Source organism: Actinotalea soli (genome assembly GCF_017565425.1).
Lineage (GTDB): Bacteria > Actinomycetota > Actinomycetes > Actinomycetales > Cellulomonadaceae > Actinotalea > Actinotalea soli.
The window spans coordinates 62,614-77,954 of sequence record NZ_JAGEMK010000009.1; the positions used below are offsets into that span (position 1 = coordinate 62,614).

The 15,341-nt window shown below is 73.7% G+C and carries 12 protein-coding genes; 3 read left to right on the forward strand and 9 right to left on the reverse strand.

The genetic code is table 11. The features are described 5' to 3' along the window. Window positions 1–10: 10 nt before the first annotated feature. The gene (locus J4G33_RS14400; protein ID WP_208056685.1) at window positions 11–451 is read right to left on the reverse strand and encodes an OsmC family peroxiredoxin; all 441 of its coding nucleotides are present in this window, start codon (window positions 449–451) and stop codon (window positions 11–13) included. Window positions 452–526: 75 nt separating this feature from the next. Between J4G33_RS14400 and J4G33_RS14405 the strand changes: the two genes are divergently transcribed. Next, on the forward strand, window positions 527–1,093 hold the full coding sequence (locus J4G33_RS14405) for a protein-L-isoaspartate O-methyltransferase family protein (RefSeq protein WP_208056686.1): 567 nt from the start codon (window positions 527–529) through the stop codon (window positions 1,091–1,093). A 42-nt stretch (window positions 1,094–1,135) separates the two neighbouring features. Here the strand turns inward: J4G33_RS14405 and J4G33_RS14410 are convergent, their stop codons facing one another. Beyond that, window positions 1,136–2,173, reverse strand: a complete 1,038-nt coding sequence (locus J4G33_RS14410) for a DUF368 domain-containing protein (RefSeq protein WP_307793920.1) — start codon at window positions 2,171–2,173, stop codon at window positions 1,136–1,138. A 67-nt stretch (window positions 2,174–2,240) separates the two neighbouring features. After that, window positions 2,241–4,967, reverse strand: a complete 2,727-nt coding sequence (gene ppdK / locus J4G33_RS14415; protein ID WP_208056687.1) for a pyruvate, phosphate dikinase — start codon at window positions 4,965–4,967, stop codon at window positions 2,241–2,243. A 206-nt stretch (window positions 4,968–5,173) separates the two neighbouring features. On the opposite strand from ppdK, the gene J4G33_RS14420 reads away from it, so the two are divergent. Next, window positions 5,174–7,849, forward strand: a complete 2,676-nt coding sequence (locus tag J4G33_RS14420; protein ID WP_208056688.1) for a sodium-translocating pyrophosphatase — start codon at window positions 5,174–5,176, stop codon at window positions 7,847–7,849. Continuing rightward, window positions 7,846–8,934, forward strand: a complete 1,089-nt coding sequence (locus J4G33_RS14425; protein WP_208056689.1) for a glycosyltransferase family 1 protein — start codon at window positions 7,846–7,848, stop codon at window positions 8,932–8,934. The genes J4G33_RS14420 and J4G33_RS14425 overlap by 4 nt, the downstream gene beginning before the upstream one ends. Before the next feature lie 39 nt (window positions 8,935–8,973). On the opposite strand, the gene J4G33_RS14430 is transcribed toward J4G33_RS14425, so the two are convergent. Genes J4G33_RS14430 through J4G33_RS14455 form a run of 6 tightly spaced genes read right to left on the reverse strand, consistent with a single transcriptional unit; the run spans window position 8,974 to window position 15,335 of the window. Beyond that, on the reverse strand, window positions 8,974–9,930 hold the full coding sequence (locus J4G33_RS14430; protein WP_208056690.1) for a hypothetical protein: 957 nt from the start codon (window positions 9,928–9,930) through the stop codon (window positions 8,974–8,976). A gap of 39 nt (window positions 9,931–9,969) precedes the next feature. Continuing rightward, window positions 9,970–10,836 carry an SDR family NAD(P)-dependent oxidoreductase gene (locus J4G33_RS14435; RefSeq protein WP_208056691.1) on the reverse strand — a complete coding sequence of 289 codons (867 nt, stop codon included), beginning with the start codon at window positions 10,834–10,836 and terminating at the stop codon, window positions 9,970–9,972. Next, the gene (locus J4G33_RS14440) at window positions 10,833–11,039 is read right to left on the reverse strand and encodes a hypothetical protein (protein WP_208056692.1); all 207 of its coding nucleotides are present in this window, start codon (window positions 11,037–11,039) and stop codon (window positions 10,833–10,835) included. Before J4G33_RS14440 ends, J4G33_RS14435 begins: the two co-directional genes overlap by 4 nt. Further along, a complete protein-coding gene (locus J4G33_RS14445) occupies window positions 11,036–13,879 on the reverse strand; it encodes an ABC transporter permease (RefSeq protein ID WP_208056693.1) in 2,844 nt (947 codons plus the stop codon). Before J4G33_RS14445 ends, J4G33_RS14440 begins: the two co-directional genes overlap by 4 nt. Then, complete coding sequence (locus tag J4G33_RS14450; RefSeq protein ID WP_307793921.1) at window positions 13,879–14,676, reverse strand: ABC transporter ATP-binding protein; 798 nt, start codon at window positions 14,674–14,676, stop codon at window positions 13,879–13,881. Before J4G33_RS14450 ends, J4G33_RS14445 begins: the two co-directional genes overlap by 1 nt. Further along, complete coding sequence (locus J4G33_RS14455; RefSeq protein WP_208056694.1) at window positions 14,673–15,335, reverse strand: PadR family transcriptional regulator; 663 nt, start codon at window positions 15,333–15,335, stop codon at window positions 14,673–14,675. Before J4G33_RS14455 ends, J4G33_RS14450 begins: the two co-directional genes overlap by 4 nt. Window positions 15,336–15,341: the final 6 nt, after the last annotated feature.

Here is a 15,341-nt window from a genome sequence, read left to right on the forward strand (position 1 = left end):
CGGCTGAGGACTACTCGACGAGGGCGGCGTCGAGCGTGATCTCGACCCCGGTCAGGGCCTTGCTGATCGGGCAGGTGGCCTTGGCGTCCTCGGCGGCCTTGACGAAGCCTGCGGCGTCGAGGCCCTCGACCTCGCCCCGCACGGTGATGAGGATCCCGGTGAGGTGGAAGCCGCCCGCCGGGTCGGGGGCGAGGGAGACGTCGGCCGAGACCTCGAGGCTCTGCGGCACCCCGCCGGCCTCGCCCACCAGCGCGGAGAGCTGCATCGCATAGCAGGAGGAGTGGGCCGCGGCGACGAGCTCCTCGGGGCTCGTGGTGCCGTCGGCGTCCTCCGCGGCGCGCTTGGGGAAGGACACGTCGAAGGTGCCGACCTTGGAGCTGGTCAGCTCGACCTGGCCACCACCCTCCGAGAGGGTGCCGTTCCAGGCGGTACGGGCGGTACGGGTAGGCATGGGGACCTCCAGGTCAGGGACAGGACACCGCCGACGCTAACCCCCCACCCGCGCCGAGGCATCCCCGGTGCGACGATGACAGGCATGGACCGGGTCGACGAGGCCTTCCGGGCGCACCCCCGCGCGGGGTTCCTGCCCGCCGAGCTGCACGCCCGGGCCCACGAGGACCGCCCCCTGCCGATCGGCCACGGGCAGACCAGCTCGCAGCCGAGCACCGTCGCGGCCATGCTCCGCCTGCTCGACGTCCCCCCGGGCGCCCGCGTGCTGGACGTCGGCGCCGGCTCGGGCTGGACCACGGCCCTGCTCGGCCACCTCGTCGGACCCGAAGGGACGGTGCACGGGGTCGAGCTCGAGCCCGACCTCGCGGCCTGGGGCGCGGCCAACCAGCCCGCCGGCCAGCCCTGGGCCCGCGAGCTCCGGGCGGACCCCACGGTGCTGGGTCTGCCTGCGGCGGGGCCCTACGACCGCATCCTGGTCTCGGCGGAGGCCCGTGAGCTGCCGCAGGCCCTCGTGGACCAGCTGGCTGCCGGGGGCCGGATGGTGCTGCCGGTGCGCGGCGAGATGCTCCTGGTCGAGCGCGCGCGGGACGGCGGGCTGCGCACCACGGCCCACGGCGGCTACCGCTTCGTGCCGCTGCGCTGAGCCGGCGGGCTCAGCCCGTCTCGGGCTCAGACGGTCCCGGGCTCAGTCCGCGTCGAGGGTGTCGGCCACGTGCTGGGCGTCGACCGGGTGCCGCCGTCGGGCGCGGGCCTCGGCGAGCAGGAGGCCCGCGACGACCGCCGTGCCGAGCAGCACCAGCCCCACCACCGGCAGGACGTCGTCCGCGGGGGCCAGCAAGCCACGGTCCTCGTCCTGCCAGGGCCACAGGGCACGCAGGGACCCGGCCATGAGGCCGGTCATGACGACGAGGGTCACCCGGTGGTGGTGCTCGAGCAGCCACTGCAGCCCCGAGACGAAGGCCCCCAGCCCGACGACCGCGCCGAGGACGAAGACCCCGAGGTAGCCGAGGTCCCGGTCGTTGACCGCGGCGAGGGTCGGCTCGTAGAGGCCGACGGTGAGCAGCAGGAACGAGCCCGAGACGCCGGGGAGCACGAGGGCGCAGACCGCGAAGGCCGCGGCCACGCCCACGACGAGCATCGAGGGGTCCTGGTTGGCCGCCGGGGGGATGGCCGTGAGGAAGAAGGCCGCCGCCGCTGCGGCCAGGCCGAGCACCACCTCACGCGGGCGCCAGGCACCGCCGACCATGCGGGCGGGGACCACGAGGGAGGCGAGGATCAGGCCCGCGAAGAGGGCCCGGGCCTCGACGGGGTGCTCCTCGAGCAGGGGCTCGATCGCGCTCGCGCCGAGGATCACGGCCGTGAGCATGCCGATGCCGATGGGGAGGAGGGCCGACCACCGCACCTTGCGGGCGTTCTGCGCCGCGAGGGCCCGGACCTCGGCCCGCTCCTCGCCGCGCCGGACCAGGCCGCGCACACCACCGACCGCAGCCCGCACCAGGTGACCGGCCGACCGGATGATCGTCTCGTAGACGCCGACGACCAGGGCGATGGTCCCACCGCTCACCCCGGGGACGATCTCCGCGAGGCCGATCAGCGCACCGCGCACCAGGTAGCCCAGGCGGGCCGCCCAGCCGCGTTCGGTGGCGTGGTGCGGGGTGACGGGGGCCGGCTGCGCGCCGCCCCCCTCGGGGTCGTCGCTGTGGGCGTGGTTCAGGTCGGGCACGGGCCGAGCGTACCCGCGGCCCTCGCCGCCCCGCCCCTCACCGCCCCGCGTCTCACCGTCCTGCCCCTCAGCGGGTGTCGCCCCCTCCCGTCACGACCGCGGCCCGGCCGGCCTCGAGCCGGGCGACCGGCACCCGGAACGGCGAGCAGGAGACGTAGTCGAGACCCACCTCGTGGAAGAAGTGCACCGACTCGGGGTCCCCGCCGTGCTCCCCGCACACCCCGAGCACCAGGTCGGGCCGGGCCGCCCGGCCCTCCTCGACGGCGATCCGCACCAGCCGCCCCACGCCGCGCTGGTCGATGGTCTCGAAGGGGGACACGCTCAGCACCCCGCGCTCGGTGTACTCGGCGAAGAAGGCGCCCTCGACGTCGTCCCGCGAGAAGCCCCAGGTGGTCTGGGTCAGGTCGTTGGTGCCGAAGGAGAAGAAGGCCGCGGCCCCGGCCATGCGGTCGGCCGTCAGGGCTGCCCGGGGCAGCTCGATCATCGCGCCGATGGGCACGTGCAGCTGGAGCCCCTCGGCCTCGGCGACCTCGGCGAGGATCTGCTCGGCCTCGTCGCGTACCAGGTGCAGCTCCATGACCGAGGCCGCCAGCGGCACCATGATCTCGGCGTGCGGCCGACCGCCCTCGTGCAGGCGCTGGGCCGTGGCCTCGGCCACCGCGCGGATCTGCAGGGCGAAGAGCCCTGGGACCACCAGGCCGAGCCGCACCCCGCGCAGCCCGAGCATCGGGTTGGCCTCGTGCATCCGCTCGACCGCGGCGAGCAGCGCCCGGTCCCGCTCGAGGTCGGGGCCCTCCTCGCCCCGTTCGGTCGCGAGGGCGACCGTGACGGACAAGGCCGTGAGGTCGGGCAGGAACTCGTGCAGCGGGGGGTCGATCAGGCGGATGGTCGTGGGCAGGCCGTCCATCTCGCGCAGCAGGTCGACGAAGTCCGCGCGCTGTAGCGGGAGGAGCGCGTCGAGGGCGTGCTGCCGCTCCTCGTCGGTCCGCGCCAGGATGAGGTGCTCGATGAGCACGCGCCGCTCGCCGAGGAACATGTGCTCGGTGCGGCACAGGCCGATGCCCTGGGCGCCCCAGGTCCGCGCCCGGCGCGCGTCGGGGGCGGTGTCGGCGTTGGCGTGCACCCGCAGCCGCCGCACCGTGTCCGCGTGGGTCAGGATGCGGTCGACGGCGGTGACCAGCTCGGCGGTCTCCTCGTCCTCGGCCGAGAGCTCGGCCAGGGCGGCCTCGAGCCCCTCCTCGAGGTAGCGCACCACGGGCGAGGGCACCACGGGCACCGCCCCGAGGAAGACCTCCCCGGTCGAGCCGTCGATCGCGATGGTCTCGCCCTCGTCGATCACCCGCTCCCCCACGCGGACCTGCCGGGCGGCCAGATCGACCTCGACGGCCTCGGCACCGACCACGCAGGTGGTCCCCATGCCCCGCGCGACGACGGCGGCGTGCGAGGTCTTGCCCCCGCGCGAGGTCAGCACGCCGACCGCGGCGATCATGCCACCCAGGTCGTCCGGGTTGGTCTCGCGGCGGACCAGGATCACGTCGGCCCCCTCGGCGGCGCGGTCCTGCGCGGTCACCGAGTCCAGGACCAGCTGGCCCACGGCCGCCCCGGGGGAGGCCGCCATGCCGGTGGTGAGCAGGGTGCGCCCGTCGGACCGCGCGTCGAACTGGGGGAACATCAGCTTGCCCAGCTGCGCCCCGGTGACCCGCTCGAGGGCCTCGTCGAGGGTGATGAGGTGCTCGTCGACCAGCTGGGTCGCGATCCGGAAGGCCGCCGCCGCGGTGCGCTTGCCCACGCGGGTCTGCAGCATCCACAGCTTGCCGCGCTCGATGGTGAACTCGATGTCGCACAGGTCCCGGTAGTGGGTCTCGAGCCGGCGCATCGCCTGGCGCAGCTCGGTGTAGCTCGTGGGGTCCAGGCGCTCGAGGTCGGCCAGGGTCAGGGTGTTGCGGATGCCCGCGACGACGTCCTCCCCCTGGGCGTTGGGCAGGTAGTCGCCGTAGTCCCCCGAGCGTCCGGTCGAGGGGTCACGGGTGAAGCAGACCCCCGTGCCCGAGTCCGCCCCGAGGTTGCCGAAGACCATGCTGACCACGTTGACCGCGGTGCCCAGGTCGTGCGGGATGCGCTCGCGGCGCCGGTACAGCCGGGCCCGGTCGGTGTCCCAGGAGTCGAAGACCGCGGTGATCGCCAGGTCGAGCTGCTCGCGCGGGTGCTGGGGGAAGTCCCGGCCCGACTCCTCGCGCACGAGGGTCTTGAACTGCTCGACCAGCTCGTGCAGGTCGCTGGCCGTGAGGTCGGTGTCCGCGACCACGCCACGGTCGGCCTTCATGGCGTCCAGGGCGTGGGAGAACAGGTCGGCGTCGACGCCGAGGACGGTCTTGCCGAACATCTGGATCAGGCGACGGTAGGAGTCCCACGCGAACCGCTCGTCGTCGGAGAACTTCGCCAGGCCCTGGACGGAGGCGTCGTTGAGCCCGATGTTCAGGACCGTGTCCATCATCCCGGGCATCGAGAACTTCGCCCCGGAGCGCACCGAGACCAGCAGCGGGTCGTGGAAGTCGCCGAGCCCGCGGCCCAGCTCGTCCTCGAGGCGCCGCACCGCCATGGTCACCTCGACCCGCAGCTCGGGCGGCAGGTGCCCGGTGCTGCGATAGGCCCGGCAGGCCTCGGTGGTGATGGTGAAGCCGGGCGGCACCGGCAGACCCAGCCTCGTCATCTCGGCGAGGTTGGCCCCCTTGCCCCCCAGCAGGTCCTTGAGGTCCTTGTTGCCCTCGCTGAAGTCGTAGACGTAGGTCGCCATGGCGCGCCTCCCTGGGCAGGACGCCCGCCCCGTTGCCGACGTCGCTGCTCCTCAGGGTGCTCCTCGGATCAGGCCCGCGTAGGGGACCTAGGTCTCCCGCCGGGCCTCGCCGTCGTCGGCCGGGCCGAAGGTCTCAGGTGCGGGGTCTCGCCGAGTCCTAGCGTGCGAAGGGACAGCAACGACGCTACTCACCGCCCGAGGCCATCGTGAGCGCTCCCCGTCCGGCACCCTCCACCCCGACCCTCGCCCGGGTCCGACGACGGCGTGGCCTGCGCGCCGGCCTGCTCGGCGCCGTCGGCCTGACCCTGGCGGGCTGCTCGGCCAGCGGGAGCGCGCAGGGGGCGGGCTCGTCGGCCGAGGGTGCGCACGGCGGCGAGGTCAACCTCGTGCTGCCCGACCTGAGCTCGGTCACCGTGATGGGGGGCGCGTCGGGACGGCTGCTGCTGATCCTCGGGCTCGGGGTGTGCGTGCTGGGCCTCGGGTTCGGCCTGCTGGCCTACCTGGACCTGCGCCGCATGCCGGTGCACCCCTCGATGCGCGAGGTCTCCGAGCTCATCTACTCGACCTGCAAGGCCTACCTGGTGCAGCAGGGCCGGTTCCTGCTGGTGCTGTGGGGGTTCATCGCCTCGATCATCCTGCTGTACTACGGCGTGCTCGTGGGCCTGGCCTGGGGCAAGGTCGCCGTGGTCATCGCCTTCAGCCTGATCGGCATGGCGGGCTCGTACTCGGTGGCCTGGTTCGGCATCCGGGTCAACACCTTCGCCAACTCCCGCACCGCCTTCGCCGCCCTGGGCGGGCGCCCGCTGCCGGTGCACCGCATCCCGATGCGGTCGGGGATGTCGATCGGGATGGTGCTGATCAGCCTCGAGCTCTTCGCGATGCTCGTGATCCTGCTCTTCCTCCCGCCGGACATCGCGGGGGCCTGCTTCATCGGCTTCGCGATCGGCGAGTCCCTGGGCGCCGCAGCCCTGCGCATCGCGGGGGGCATCTTCACCAAGATCGCGGACATCGGCTCGGACCTCATGAAGATCGCCTTCAAGATCAAGGAGGACGACGCCCGCAACCCCGGCGTGATCGCCGACTGCACGGGGGACAACGCCGGGGACTCGGTGGGCCCCAGCGCCGACGGCTTCGAGACCTACGGCGTGACCGGCGTCGCCCTGGTGACCTTCATCCTGCTCGGGGTGGGCGACCCGGCCGTCCAGGCCAGCCTGCTGGTGTGGCTGTTCGTGGTGCGGGCCGTGATGGTCGTGGCCTCGGCGGTCTCCTACCTGGTCAACGACTGGTTCACCTCGGCCCGCTGGGCACGGGCCCCGCGGCTCGACTTCGAGCGCCCGCTGTCCAACCTGGTCTGGCTGACCTCGGTCGTCTCGATCCTCGCGACCTACGCGACCACCTACGTGGTGCTGCGCGACCTGGGCACCACGGGCAGCTGGTGGCGGCTCGCGACGATCATCTCCCTGGGCACCGTGGCCGGCGCCCTGATCCCCGAGCTGGTCAAGGCCTTCACCTCGACGCGCAGCAAGCACGTGCGCGAGGTGGTCAAGAGCTCGCGCCAGGGCGGGGCCTCCCTCAACATCCTCTCGGGGCTGGTGGCGGGGAACTTCGCGGCCTTCTGGCTCGGCATCGCGATCATCGGCCTCATGGGTGGGGCCTACCTCATCAGCCTGACCGGGCTGGACGGCCTCATGGTCGCCCCCGCGGTCTTCGCCTTCGGCCTGGTGGCCTTCGGGTTCCTCAGCCTGGGGCCGGTGACCATCGCGGTCGACTCCTACGGCCCGGTCACCGACAACGCCCAGAGCGTCTACGAGCTCTCGGTCATCGAGGAGATCGACGGCATCGACGGCGAGCTCGAGCGCGAGTACGGCGTCACCGCCCAGTGGGACACGGCCAAGCAGATGCTCGAGGAGAACGACGGCGCCGGGAACACCTTCAAGGCGACCGCCAAGCCCGTGCTCATCGGCACCGCCGTCGTCGGGGCCACGACCATGATCTTCTCGATCATCATGGCCCTGACCGACGGGCTCACCACGGGCCTGGAGAACCTGTCCATGCTGCACCCGCCCTTCCTGCTGGGGCTGGTGACCGGTGGTGCGGTGATCTTCTGGTTCACCGGGGCCTCGATCCAGGCCGTGACCACCGGGGCCTACCGGGCGGTCGAGTTCATCAAGGGCACCATCCGTCTCGACGGGGTGACCAGGGCCAGCGCCGAGGACTCGCGCCGCGTGGTCGAGATCTGCACCCAGTACGCCCAGAAGGGCATGCTGACGATGTTCCTCGGGCTGTTCTTCGCGACCCTGGCCTTCGCCTTCGTCGAGCCGTACTTCTTCATCGGCTACCTGATCTCGATCGCCGTCTTCGGCCTCTACCAGGCGAACTTCATGGCCAACGCGGGCGGGGCCTGGGACAACGCCAAGAAGATCGTCGAGGTCGACCTGCACGCCAAGGGGACCTCCTTGCACGACGCGACCATCGTCGGGGACACCGTCGGGGACCCCTACAAGGACACCTCCTCGGTGGCCCTCAACCCGGTCATCAAGTTCACCACCCTCTTCGGGCTGCTCGCGGTCGAGCTCGCGGTGAGCCTCGAGGCCCAGGGCCGGCACACCTTGGTGCTGTGGCTCGCGGCGGTCTTCTTCCTGGCGATGTGCTTCTTCGTCCACCGGTCCTTCTACGGCATGCGGATCCAGACGAGTCTCGAGGACGACGACACCACGGTCGCTCCCCCGAGCTCGAACGACCCGGGCGACGCCGAGGTCCCGCGGGCGACGCAGGACGACGCGGTCGCCACGGGCTCGGGCCCCGGCGCAACATCCCCGCAGCCCCGGCTTCCCGCCGAGGACCGCGAGCTCATCGAGACACGAACGGGGGACGGACGATGAAGGTCGCGGTGCGGTACGGGGACGCCAGAGTCGACCCAGAGGGCCATGTCACGGGTCATGACGCCGGCGCGACGCTGGTCCGCCGTCTGCTCCGGGTGTTCCCCGACGCGCTGCTGATCGGGCCGGGCCCGCGGACGTGCGACGGGTTCGACATGATCCCCCTCGAGTTCGTCGACACCGAGGACACCGTGGTGATCACCATGGACGTGCTCGACTCGCTGGCGGTGTGGCAGACGCTGCACGCAGGGGGCCGCGAACCACGGATCATGAACTTCGTCTGGTGGAACACCTCGCAGTGCACGCACCTCGTCGAGAGGGCAGCGCTCGGGCTCTCCTGCGCGCTCTTCCCGACGTTCGCGAACTCCGCACGGACGGCGACCGAGATCCGCGAGATCGTCGAGCAGTGGACCATCCCTCCCCTCGCCGGCAAGGCCGAGATCGCGTGGGTGAACCTGGGGATCCGGCTCGAGCACGTGCAGCCCCGGTCCGAGCCGGCCGTCCCCGTCGTGCTCTACCCGGCGATCTACGTCTCCGAGCGCAAGCAGCCGAGGCTGTTCCTCGACGTCGTCGAGCGGGTCGCCAGGCGCACTCCCCTCCGGGTCGAGGCGCGCCTGCACGAGTCTCACCTGATCTCCGAGGAGGCCATGCGGCTGTCGCGGCACGACTGGAGCTGGGTCGGCCCGCTCACGGCGTCCCGCGAGGACTACTGGCACGCCCTCGCCCGCACGACGGCTTTCCTCGCGACGGCGACCGAGGAGTCCTACGGCCTGGAGTACGTCGAGGCCATGGTGGCCGGAGCGATCGGGATCTTCCCCGACGCCGCCTGGGCGCGCGCGATCCTGCCGACCGCGTACCCGTTCCTGTACCGGACCGCCAAGGAGGCCGAGGACATGCTGGTCCGCGCGGTCACCGAGACCAGGGCCTGCCGAGACGAGCTCGACCGGTGCGCGCACGGCAGCTTCGACGGGTGGCTGCGCGAGCGGCACGACGACGACACGTTCGAGAACGCCGTCGTCGACCGGGTGACCGCGTGGTTCGGTCCCGTGACGGTCAGCGACGAGGTGCGCGCCGCTGCCCGTCGCTGAGCCTTCGTCCTCCGTGGGGCGGACTCGGCACCGAGCGCCTCACCGTCGTCGGCCAGGCGGCGCCGCGCGGCGCTCACGCCGCGGGACCTCCGGCGAGAACGGCGGGTAGTCGCCATCCAGGTACGCGGGGAGAAGACCTGCCAGGTCGACCACGAGGTCGGCCAACGACTCGACCCGAGCGAGATCGGTCGCCCCCTCGGCGTGCACCGCGATGTCGCGCTCCTCGACCAGGAAGCACAGTCCCGGTTCTGCCGACCGGTCCAGCCGTTCGAGGAGGCGCGGATGGAGCACCTCGTGCGCGAACCGCAGATCGGCGCAGCGCACCCGCCACCGCTCGTTCGCCTCGAACGACTCCACGGCGATGTCCTGCCCCCCGAGGGACCGCGCGAGTCGGTCACGGGACGTCATGGGGGTCAGGCTCAGCGTCGGGAATCGACGGGGGCCGGTGACCATGACGGCGTGCCTCGCGGATCGCCCCGCACCCCACCCCCACCCTCGCCCCAGGGTCAGGGAGGCCACCTCGCCGCGGGACGTCCCGCGGGAGAGGACGTCGACCGCCTGGGTGCCGAGAGGGGTGCCGGGTGCTCCCCACCGGCTCGACAGCAGGCTGGAGTAGGGCTGGTACGACCACCCGTGCTCTTCCGCCCAGCGACGCATCCGCGCACGGTGGAGGGCGGTACGGCGGCGGTGCATGCCCGTCGCGAGGGAGGTCACGAGGATCGTGGCGCCGCCTAGACCGGCCGCCACGGCGAGCACCACCGGATCACCAGGACGCAGCTGCTCACCGGCCCCGTCGCGAGCGACACTCACGCCGACCAGGGCCACGAGGTAGAAGAACAGCGCGAACACGCCCGCCAGCACGAGCAGCAGCACCAGCAGGACGCACAGCTCACGGACAGCTCCCCACCGGGTCAGCGTGCCGGCCCGCACCCGGCGCTGCAGCCCTGGAAGGAAGGCCAGCCATGGCGACGACGTCTCGAGGGGGGCCTGGCTCACACCGACGTCATCGGCACGTGGCTGTCGCGATGTGAGGACCTACATCGGGTCGTCCTGGCCCCAGGTGACCAGGCGCAGGCGCCTCGCGTCCTGCACCAGCACGTCGTAGGTGTGCGCCACCAGCCCTTCGACGGTGTCCGCCCCTGCGCGCATGAAGCGGCCGGAGAGGGCGTCGAGATCCCCGGCGCCGATCGCGAGCAGCAGCTCGACGCTGGCCTCGATCGGCGTCCACTCGGTGCGGTCGGCGTGCGCCGGCATCGCGGCCGTCATGTCCGTCGCGACGACCCCGGGGGCCAGGTCGAAGGCCCGGATCCCGCTGTCGCGGTACTGGGAGTCCAGCCCCGTGGTGAGGCGGGCCAGCGCGCCCTTGCTGATGTTGTACCCGGTGTACGTCGCGTACTCGCGGTGGCCCGCCCCCGAGTTGATGTTGACCACGCGCCCGCCGCCGCGGGCGAGCATCCCGGGCAGCACCGTGCGGGTCACCGCGAGGGGACCACGGACGTTGGCCTCGATGACCCGCCAGGTGTCCTCGAGGTCGTCCTCCACGAGGCCGACCTCGCGCTGCTCGATGACGCCGGCGTTGTTGACCAGCAGGCCGATCCCGCCGAGGTCGTCGAAGGCCGCCTCGACCTGCGCGACCGCGGCACGGACCGCGGCGTGGTCGGTCAGGTCCGCCACCGCGACCACGGGCTCGGTCGGGGACTCCCCCCGCGAGGCGATCTCCGCGGCGACCTCGCGCAGGCGATCCTCGGTGCGCCCCACGAGGGCGACGGACCAGCCGTGGGCCGCCAGACCCAGGGCCAGGCCCCGGCCGATGCCCCGACCAGCCCCGGTGACCAGGGCGGTGCGTGGGACGTCGAGCAGCGGGGGTGCAGCGGTGCGGAGGTCGGGCGTCGTCGGGCTCATGCCCTCCATCGTGGCCCACGAACCTCGGCCGTGCCCAGGGGTGCGGGACGACGTGCGCCGCGGGCGGCGAGGATCTCGCGGCGGTGGATGACCTCCATCCGCCGCAGCTCCCGGTCCAGGGACTCCTGCTCGGGGGCCGGACGCGGCGCGGCGGGGCGGGACGTGCTCGCGGCCGCGGACCGGCGGGGCGGCTCGGCGCTCATGACGCGATCCTCCGGACGAGGGGCAGCCGCGAGCGCGTGGCCAGGGCCATGCCGAGCACCGCGAGGGTCGGCAGCCCGAGGAGGATCGTGGCGAGGCCGGGCCACGGCATCACCAGCTGCCAGGTCCGGTCAGGGAGAGGGCTCTGCGACGCGGTCTGCAGCTCGACGAAGACCCCGCCGAGCAGGGCCCCGGCGAGGACCCCGAGCACCGTGCCGGTCACCGCGATGACCCCGGCCTGGGCCCCGGCGACCAGCCTGCGCGTCCGCGGGGCCGCGCCCACGGCGGCGAGGGTCGCGAGGTCGGCCCGGGACTCGGCGGCCGCAAGACCGACCGCCAACCAGGTCGCACCGAGTCCGACCACGCCCAGGACCGCCAGGATCACCAGGGACAGGGTCGTGTCGCGGTACTCGTACGGTCTCTCGACCTCGAGGGCCATCGCGGGGTGGACGGCCTCGAGGGCGTCACGCAGGGCGGTGACCTCTGCCTGGTCGAGGTCGACGGCCGACCGGGCGACCAGCCCGACAGGCTGAGCCCTCGCCTCGCCCTCGAGCGCCTCGATGCTCTCGGGCGGCAGCACGAGCTGGTACAGGAAGCTGGCCCACCCGGTCGCCCGGGCTGCGGGCTCGATGACCAGGGAGGCCAGCACCGACCCCTGTGCGTCCTGGACCGTCGCGGCGAGCTCCACCGTGCCGTCCTCGCGCAGCGCCCGCTCGTCGTGGACCAGGGCCTCGCCCCGGGCCAGGGCAGCCGCTGCCTCCTCGGACCCCGGCAGGCCGAGGACGGCGGTCGCTGAACCGTCGTCCATGATCACGCCCGAGGACCACGAGGTCGTGGCCCAGACACCCCCCGAGGAGTACTCGAGGCGCTCGTCGCACCGCGGGTCCGCCGTGGCCTCGGCGATCTCGGCCTCGGTGGGGACCCGGTCCAGCAGCCAGAGGGGGCACTGGTTCTCGACGGGGACCTCGGGGTAGATCCAGAGGTCGGCCCCCAGCCCGGTCAGGGGGTCGATCTCCTGGTCGGTCGGCACCAGCATGCTCACCGGGGCGATCGCCTCGAGGTCGATCGAGGACTCGAGGACCTGCTCGGCGCTGGTCAGGAGCTCCGCCCGGGTCTCCTCGTCCTCCTCGTCGGCGGGCAGCCCGACCTGGATGACCCCCACCTCCGCCACCGGGGAGTAGAGCAGCTCGTCGCGCTGGGCCTCCGAGGCCACGTAGACCAGCCCGGCGGTGGCCCCCGCGACGGCCGCGATCACCGCGGCCAGGGCGGGGGCGGTCCGGCCGCGCTGACGGGCCGCGTCGCGCATCGCGAGGCGTGGGGCGAGCGGCGCCCAGCGGGCCAGGCTGCCGATCAGCGTCACGATCGCCCCCGAGGCCGCGACCATGCCCACCATGAGGAGGAGCACTCCCAGGGTGGCGAGCACCGGCTCGCTGCGGACCGCCCCGGCCAGAGAGGTCGCGACCCCCACGCCGAGCAGGACGAGACCGGCCAGGGGTACCGCGCGCCGCGGACGCGCCTCCGAGCGGCGCCCGGCCAGCGCGGCGACGACGTCGACGCGGGCCGCAGTCCGGGCGGGCAGCCAGGCGGCCGCCACGGCGATCAGGACGCCGACCAGCACGAAGACCGCGACCTCGAGCCACGGGACCACGAGGTTGGGGAAGGAGGAGGCCGTCGCCGGGATCGTGGTGACGAGCAGCGCACCGACCGCCACGCCCAGCGCGGCCGCCCCGACCGAGGCTCCGACACCGATCACCACCGCGCCCCACAGCACCACCCGGCGCAGGTCACGGCGTTCGGCACCCTGCGCGGCGAGCAGGGCCAGGGCCCTGGTCTGGCGCCGTGCGCCCACCGCGAAGGCGGGACCGATGAGCAGGACGGCCTCGAGGAGGCCTGCACCGACCACGGCGGCCCCGAAGGTGAGGGTCCGCGCCCCGACGGATCCCGCGACGGGGTCGCCCACGGCCTCGACAGCGGGCGGGGTGAGCAGCACCTCCCGGCTGGCGACCTGCAGCCCGACCGCGTTGAGCTCGAGCACCATGTCCCAGGTGATCGGCGCCGGCCCGGCGACCAGCCACTCCGCGCGGTCCAGGCCGACGAACCTGTCGGCCCCGTCGAGGTCGACCAGCCCGTCGGTCCGCTCCTGACCGGCCAGCCGGTCCTCGGGCCGGCCGAGGACCCCCGGCAGCCCGAGGACGTCGGTCGCGGGGACGGTCCCGTCGAGCACCCCCACGAGCTCGACGTGGACCTCCTGCCCGGACGGCCCGGTGACGACCAGGTCGTCGCCCGGCAGGACGTCGAGGCTCTCGGCGAGCCACGGGGCGAGGGCCAGCTCGCCCGTCGCGCGCGGCAGGGAGCCGCTCTCGAGGGGGTAGGCGCTCGAGACCCCGGGGGCCTCGAGGTCCACCTCCGCGAGGTGCAGCATGCGTTCGCCGCGTGTCGGGCCGTCGATCCGGACCGGGGTCTGCAGCGCGGGGATCACCGTGGCCGCGGGGCCCACGACCGCCTCGATCCGGTCCTGGACCTCCGCGGGCTCCTGAGGGACCGGGGGGTCCCCGTCCTCGGACCAGCCGCAGCTGACGCCCCCCAGGCCCACGTTCGGGACCTGGTGGACCTCCCCCGGGCACACGTAGGTCACCCGGGCCTGCAGCTCCTCGCCGAGGGCGTACCGGGCGTAGGTGGGCCCGGTGGGGACCGCGGAGCGCACCAGGACGTCGATCACCACGGCGGCAAGGACAGGCAGGACCACCATGGTGGCGACCAGGGCGGTCCGCCCCCGGGACCGGGCGGCCTGCCGACGGGCGATCCGCGCGGTCGCCCGCAGGGCCGCGAGGCGACGGCCCATCAGCCGTCCTGGTCGGTCGGACCGCTCGGCCAGTGGCTGGACCCGAGGCCGTCGGACCCCGCACCGACCAGCAAGGAGCCGGGACCGCCACGGTCCCCCGTCGAGTCGACCACGACGCCGTCCCGCAGGAAGACCGTGCGGTCCGCCCAGGCAGCGAAGCGGGCCTCGTGGGTCACGAGCAGGCCACCGGCCCCGGCGTCGACCCGGGACCGCAGCACGCGCATGACCTCCTCACCCGTGACCGAGTCCAGGGCCCCCGTGGGCTCGTCGGCCAGGACGAGCCGCCGGGGCCCGGCGAGCGCCCGGGCGATCGCGACGCGCTGCTGCTGGCCGCCCGACATCTCGTCCGGGAACCGGTCGGCGAGGTCGGCCACCCCCACCTCCGAGAGGGCTGCGAGGGCCTCGACCCGGGCCTCGCGCTGCCGGACTCCGTCCAGCTCGCGCGGGAGGGAGACGTTCTCGGCGGCGGTCAGGGCCGGCACGAGGTTGAAGTCCTGGAACACGTAGCCGACGCTGCGTCGGCGCAGGCGCGCCCGGCCCTTGAGGTCCAGGGCCGACAGCTCGGCGCCCGCGAGGGTCACGGTCCCCTCGGTCGGGGTGTCGAGGCCGCCGGCCACGTTGAGCAGGGTCGACTTCCCCGAGCCCGAGGGGCCCATCACGGCGACGAGCTCCCCCACGCGCACGTCGAGGTCCACGCCCTGCAGGGCGTGGACCGCGAGATCGCCGTCGCCGTGGGTGCGCGAGACCTGGACCAGGCTCAGCAGGACGGGTCCCAGGCCGGGACCGGACGGGGTCACCGCAGGTCCCGCCCCACGGGGCCGACGCCCACCGCGGGCGGACCCGGGCTGACCTGGGTCGTCGAGCCCTGCCCGGGGGCCGGGCGCGGGCCGCGCGCCGCGTTGGTGGCTGCCGCCCGGGCGACCCGGGCCTCGACGTGGTCCAGCCAGCGGACCTCGGCCTCGGCCACGAAGACCAGGTTGTCGAGGACCAGCAGCCAGGCGAGGTCCTCGGCCGCTGCCCGGGCCTTGAGGCGTGTGTAGTCCTGCAGGGCCCGCAGGGTCTCGGTGCGCTGGGCCTGCACCACCGCGGGCACGTCCACCCCCGGGGCCGTCACCGCGAGGGCGAGCTTGATCGCGAGCTCGTCCCGGGCCGGGGCGCCGCGCTCGACCGGCCGCGCCCACCACGCCGTCGCCTCGGCACGGCCCGCCTCGGTCAGGCGGAAGCGCTCCCCCGAGCCCTCGCCGTCAGGTGCCCCCGGCTCCTCGGCCGAGCCGATCTCCCCCTGCGGGACCGGCTCGGCCAGGCCGTCACGGACCAACCTGTGCACCGTGGTGTACACCTGCCCGATGTTCAGGGGCCAGGTCCCACCCGTGCGGCGCTCGAACTCCTGCCGCAGCTGGTAGCCGTGCATCGGCCCCTCGGCGAGAAGCGCGAGCAGGCCGTGGCGGACGGACACGATGCC

Excerpts from the sequence above, each read along its gene's own strand:
- J4G33_RS14400 (WP_208056685.1), bottom strand. The coding sequence starts at position 451 with ATGCCTACCCGTACCGCCCGTACCGCCTGGAACGGCACCCTCTCGGAG.
- J4G33_RS14405 (WP_208056686.1), top strand. The coding sequence starts at position 527 with ATGACAGGCATGGACCGGGTCGACGAGGCCTTCCGGGCGCACCCCCGC.
- ppdK (WP_208056687.1), bottom strand. The coding sequence starts at position 4,967 with ATGGCGACCTACGTCTACGACTTCAGCGAGGGCAACAAGGACCTCAAG.
- J4G33_RS14425 (WP_208056689.1), top strand. The coding sequence starts at position 7,846 with ATGAAGGTCGCGGTGCGGTACGGGGACGCCAGAGTCGACCCAGAGGGC.
- J4G33_RS14435 (WP_208056691.1), bottom strand. The coding sequence starts at position 10,836 with ATGAGCCCGACGACGCCCGACCTCCGCACCGCTGCACCCCCGCTGCTC.
- J4G33_RS14440 (WP_208056692.1), bottom strand. The coding sequence starts at position 11,039 with ATGAGCGCCGAGCCGCCCCGCCGGTCCGCGGCCGCGAGCACGTCCCGC.
- J4G33_RS14445 (WP_208056693.1), bottom strand. The coding sequence starts at position 13,879 with ATGGGCCGTCGCCTCGCGGCCCTGCGGGCGACCGCGCGGATCGCCCGT.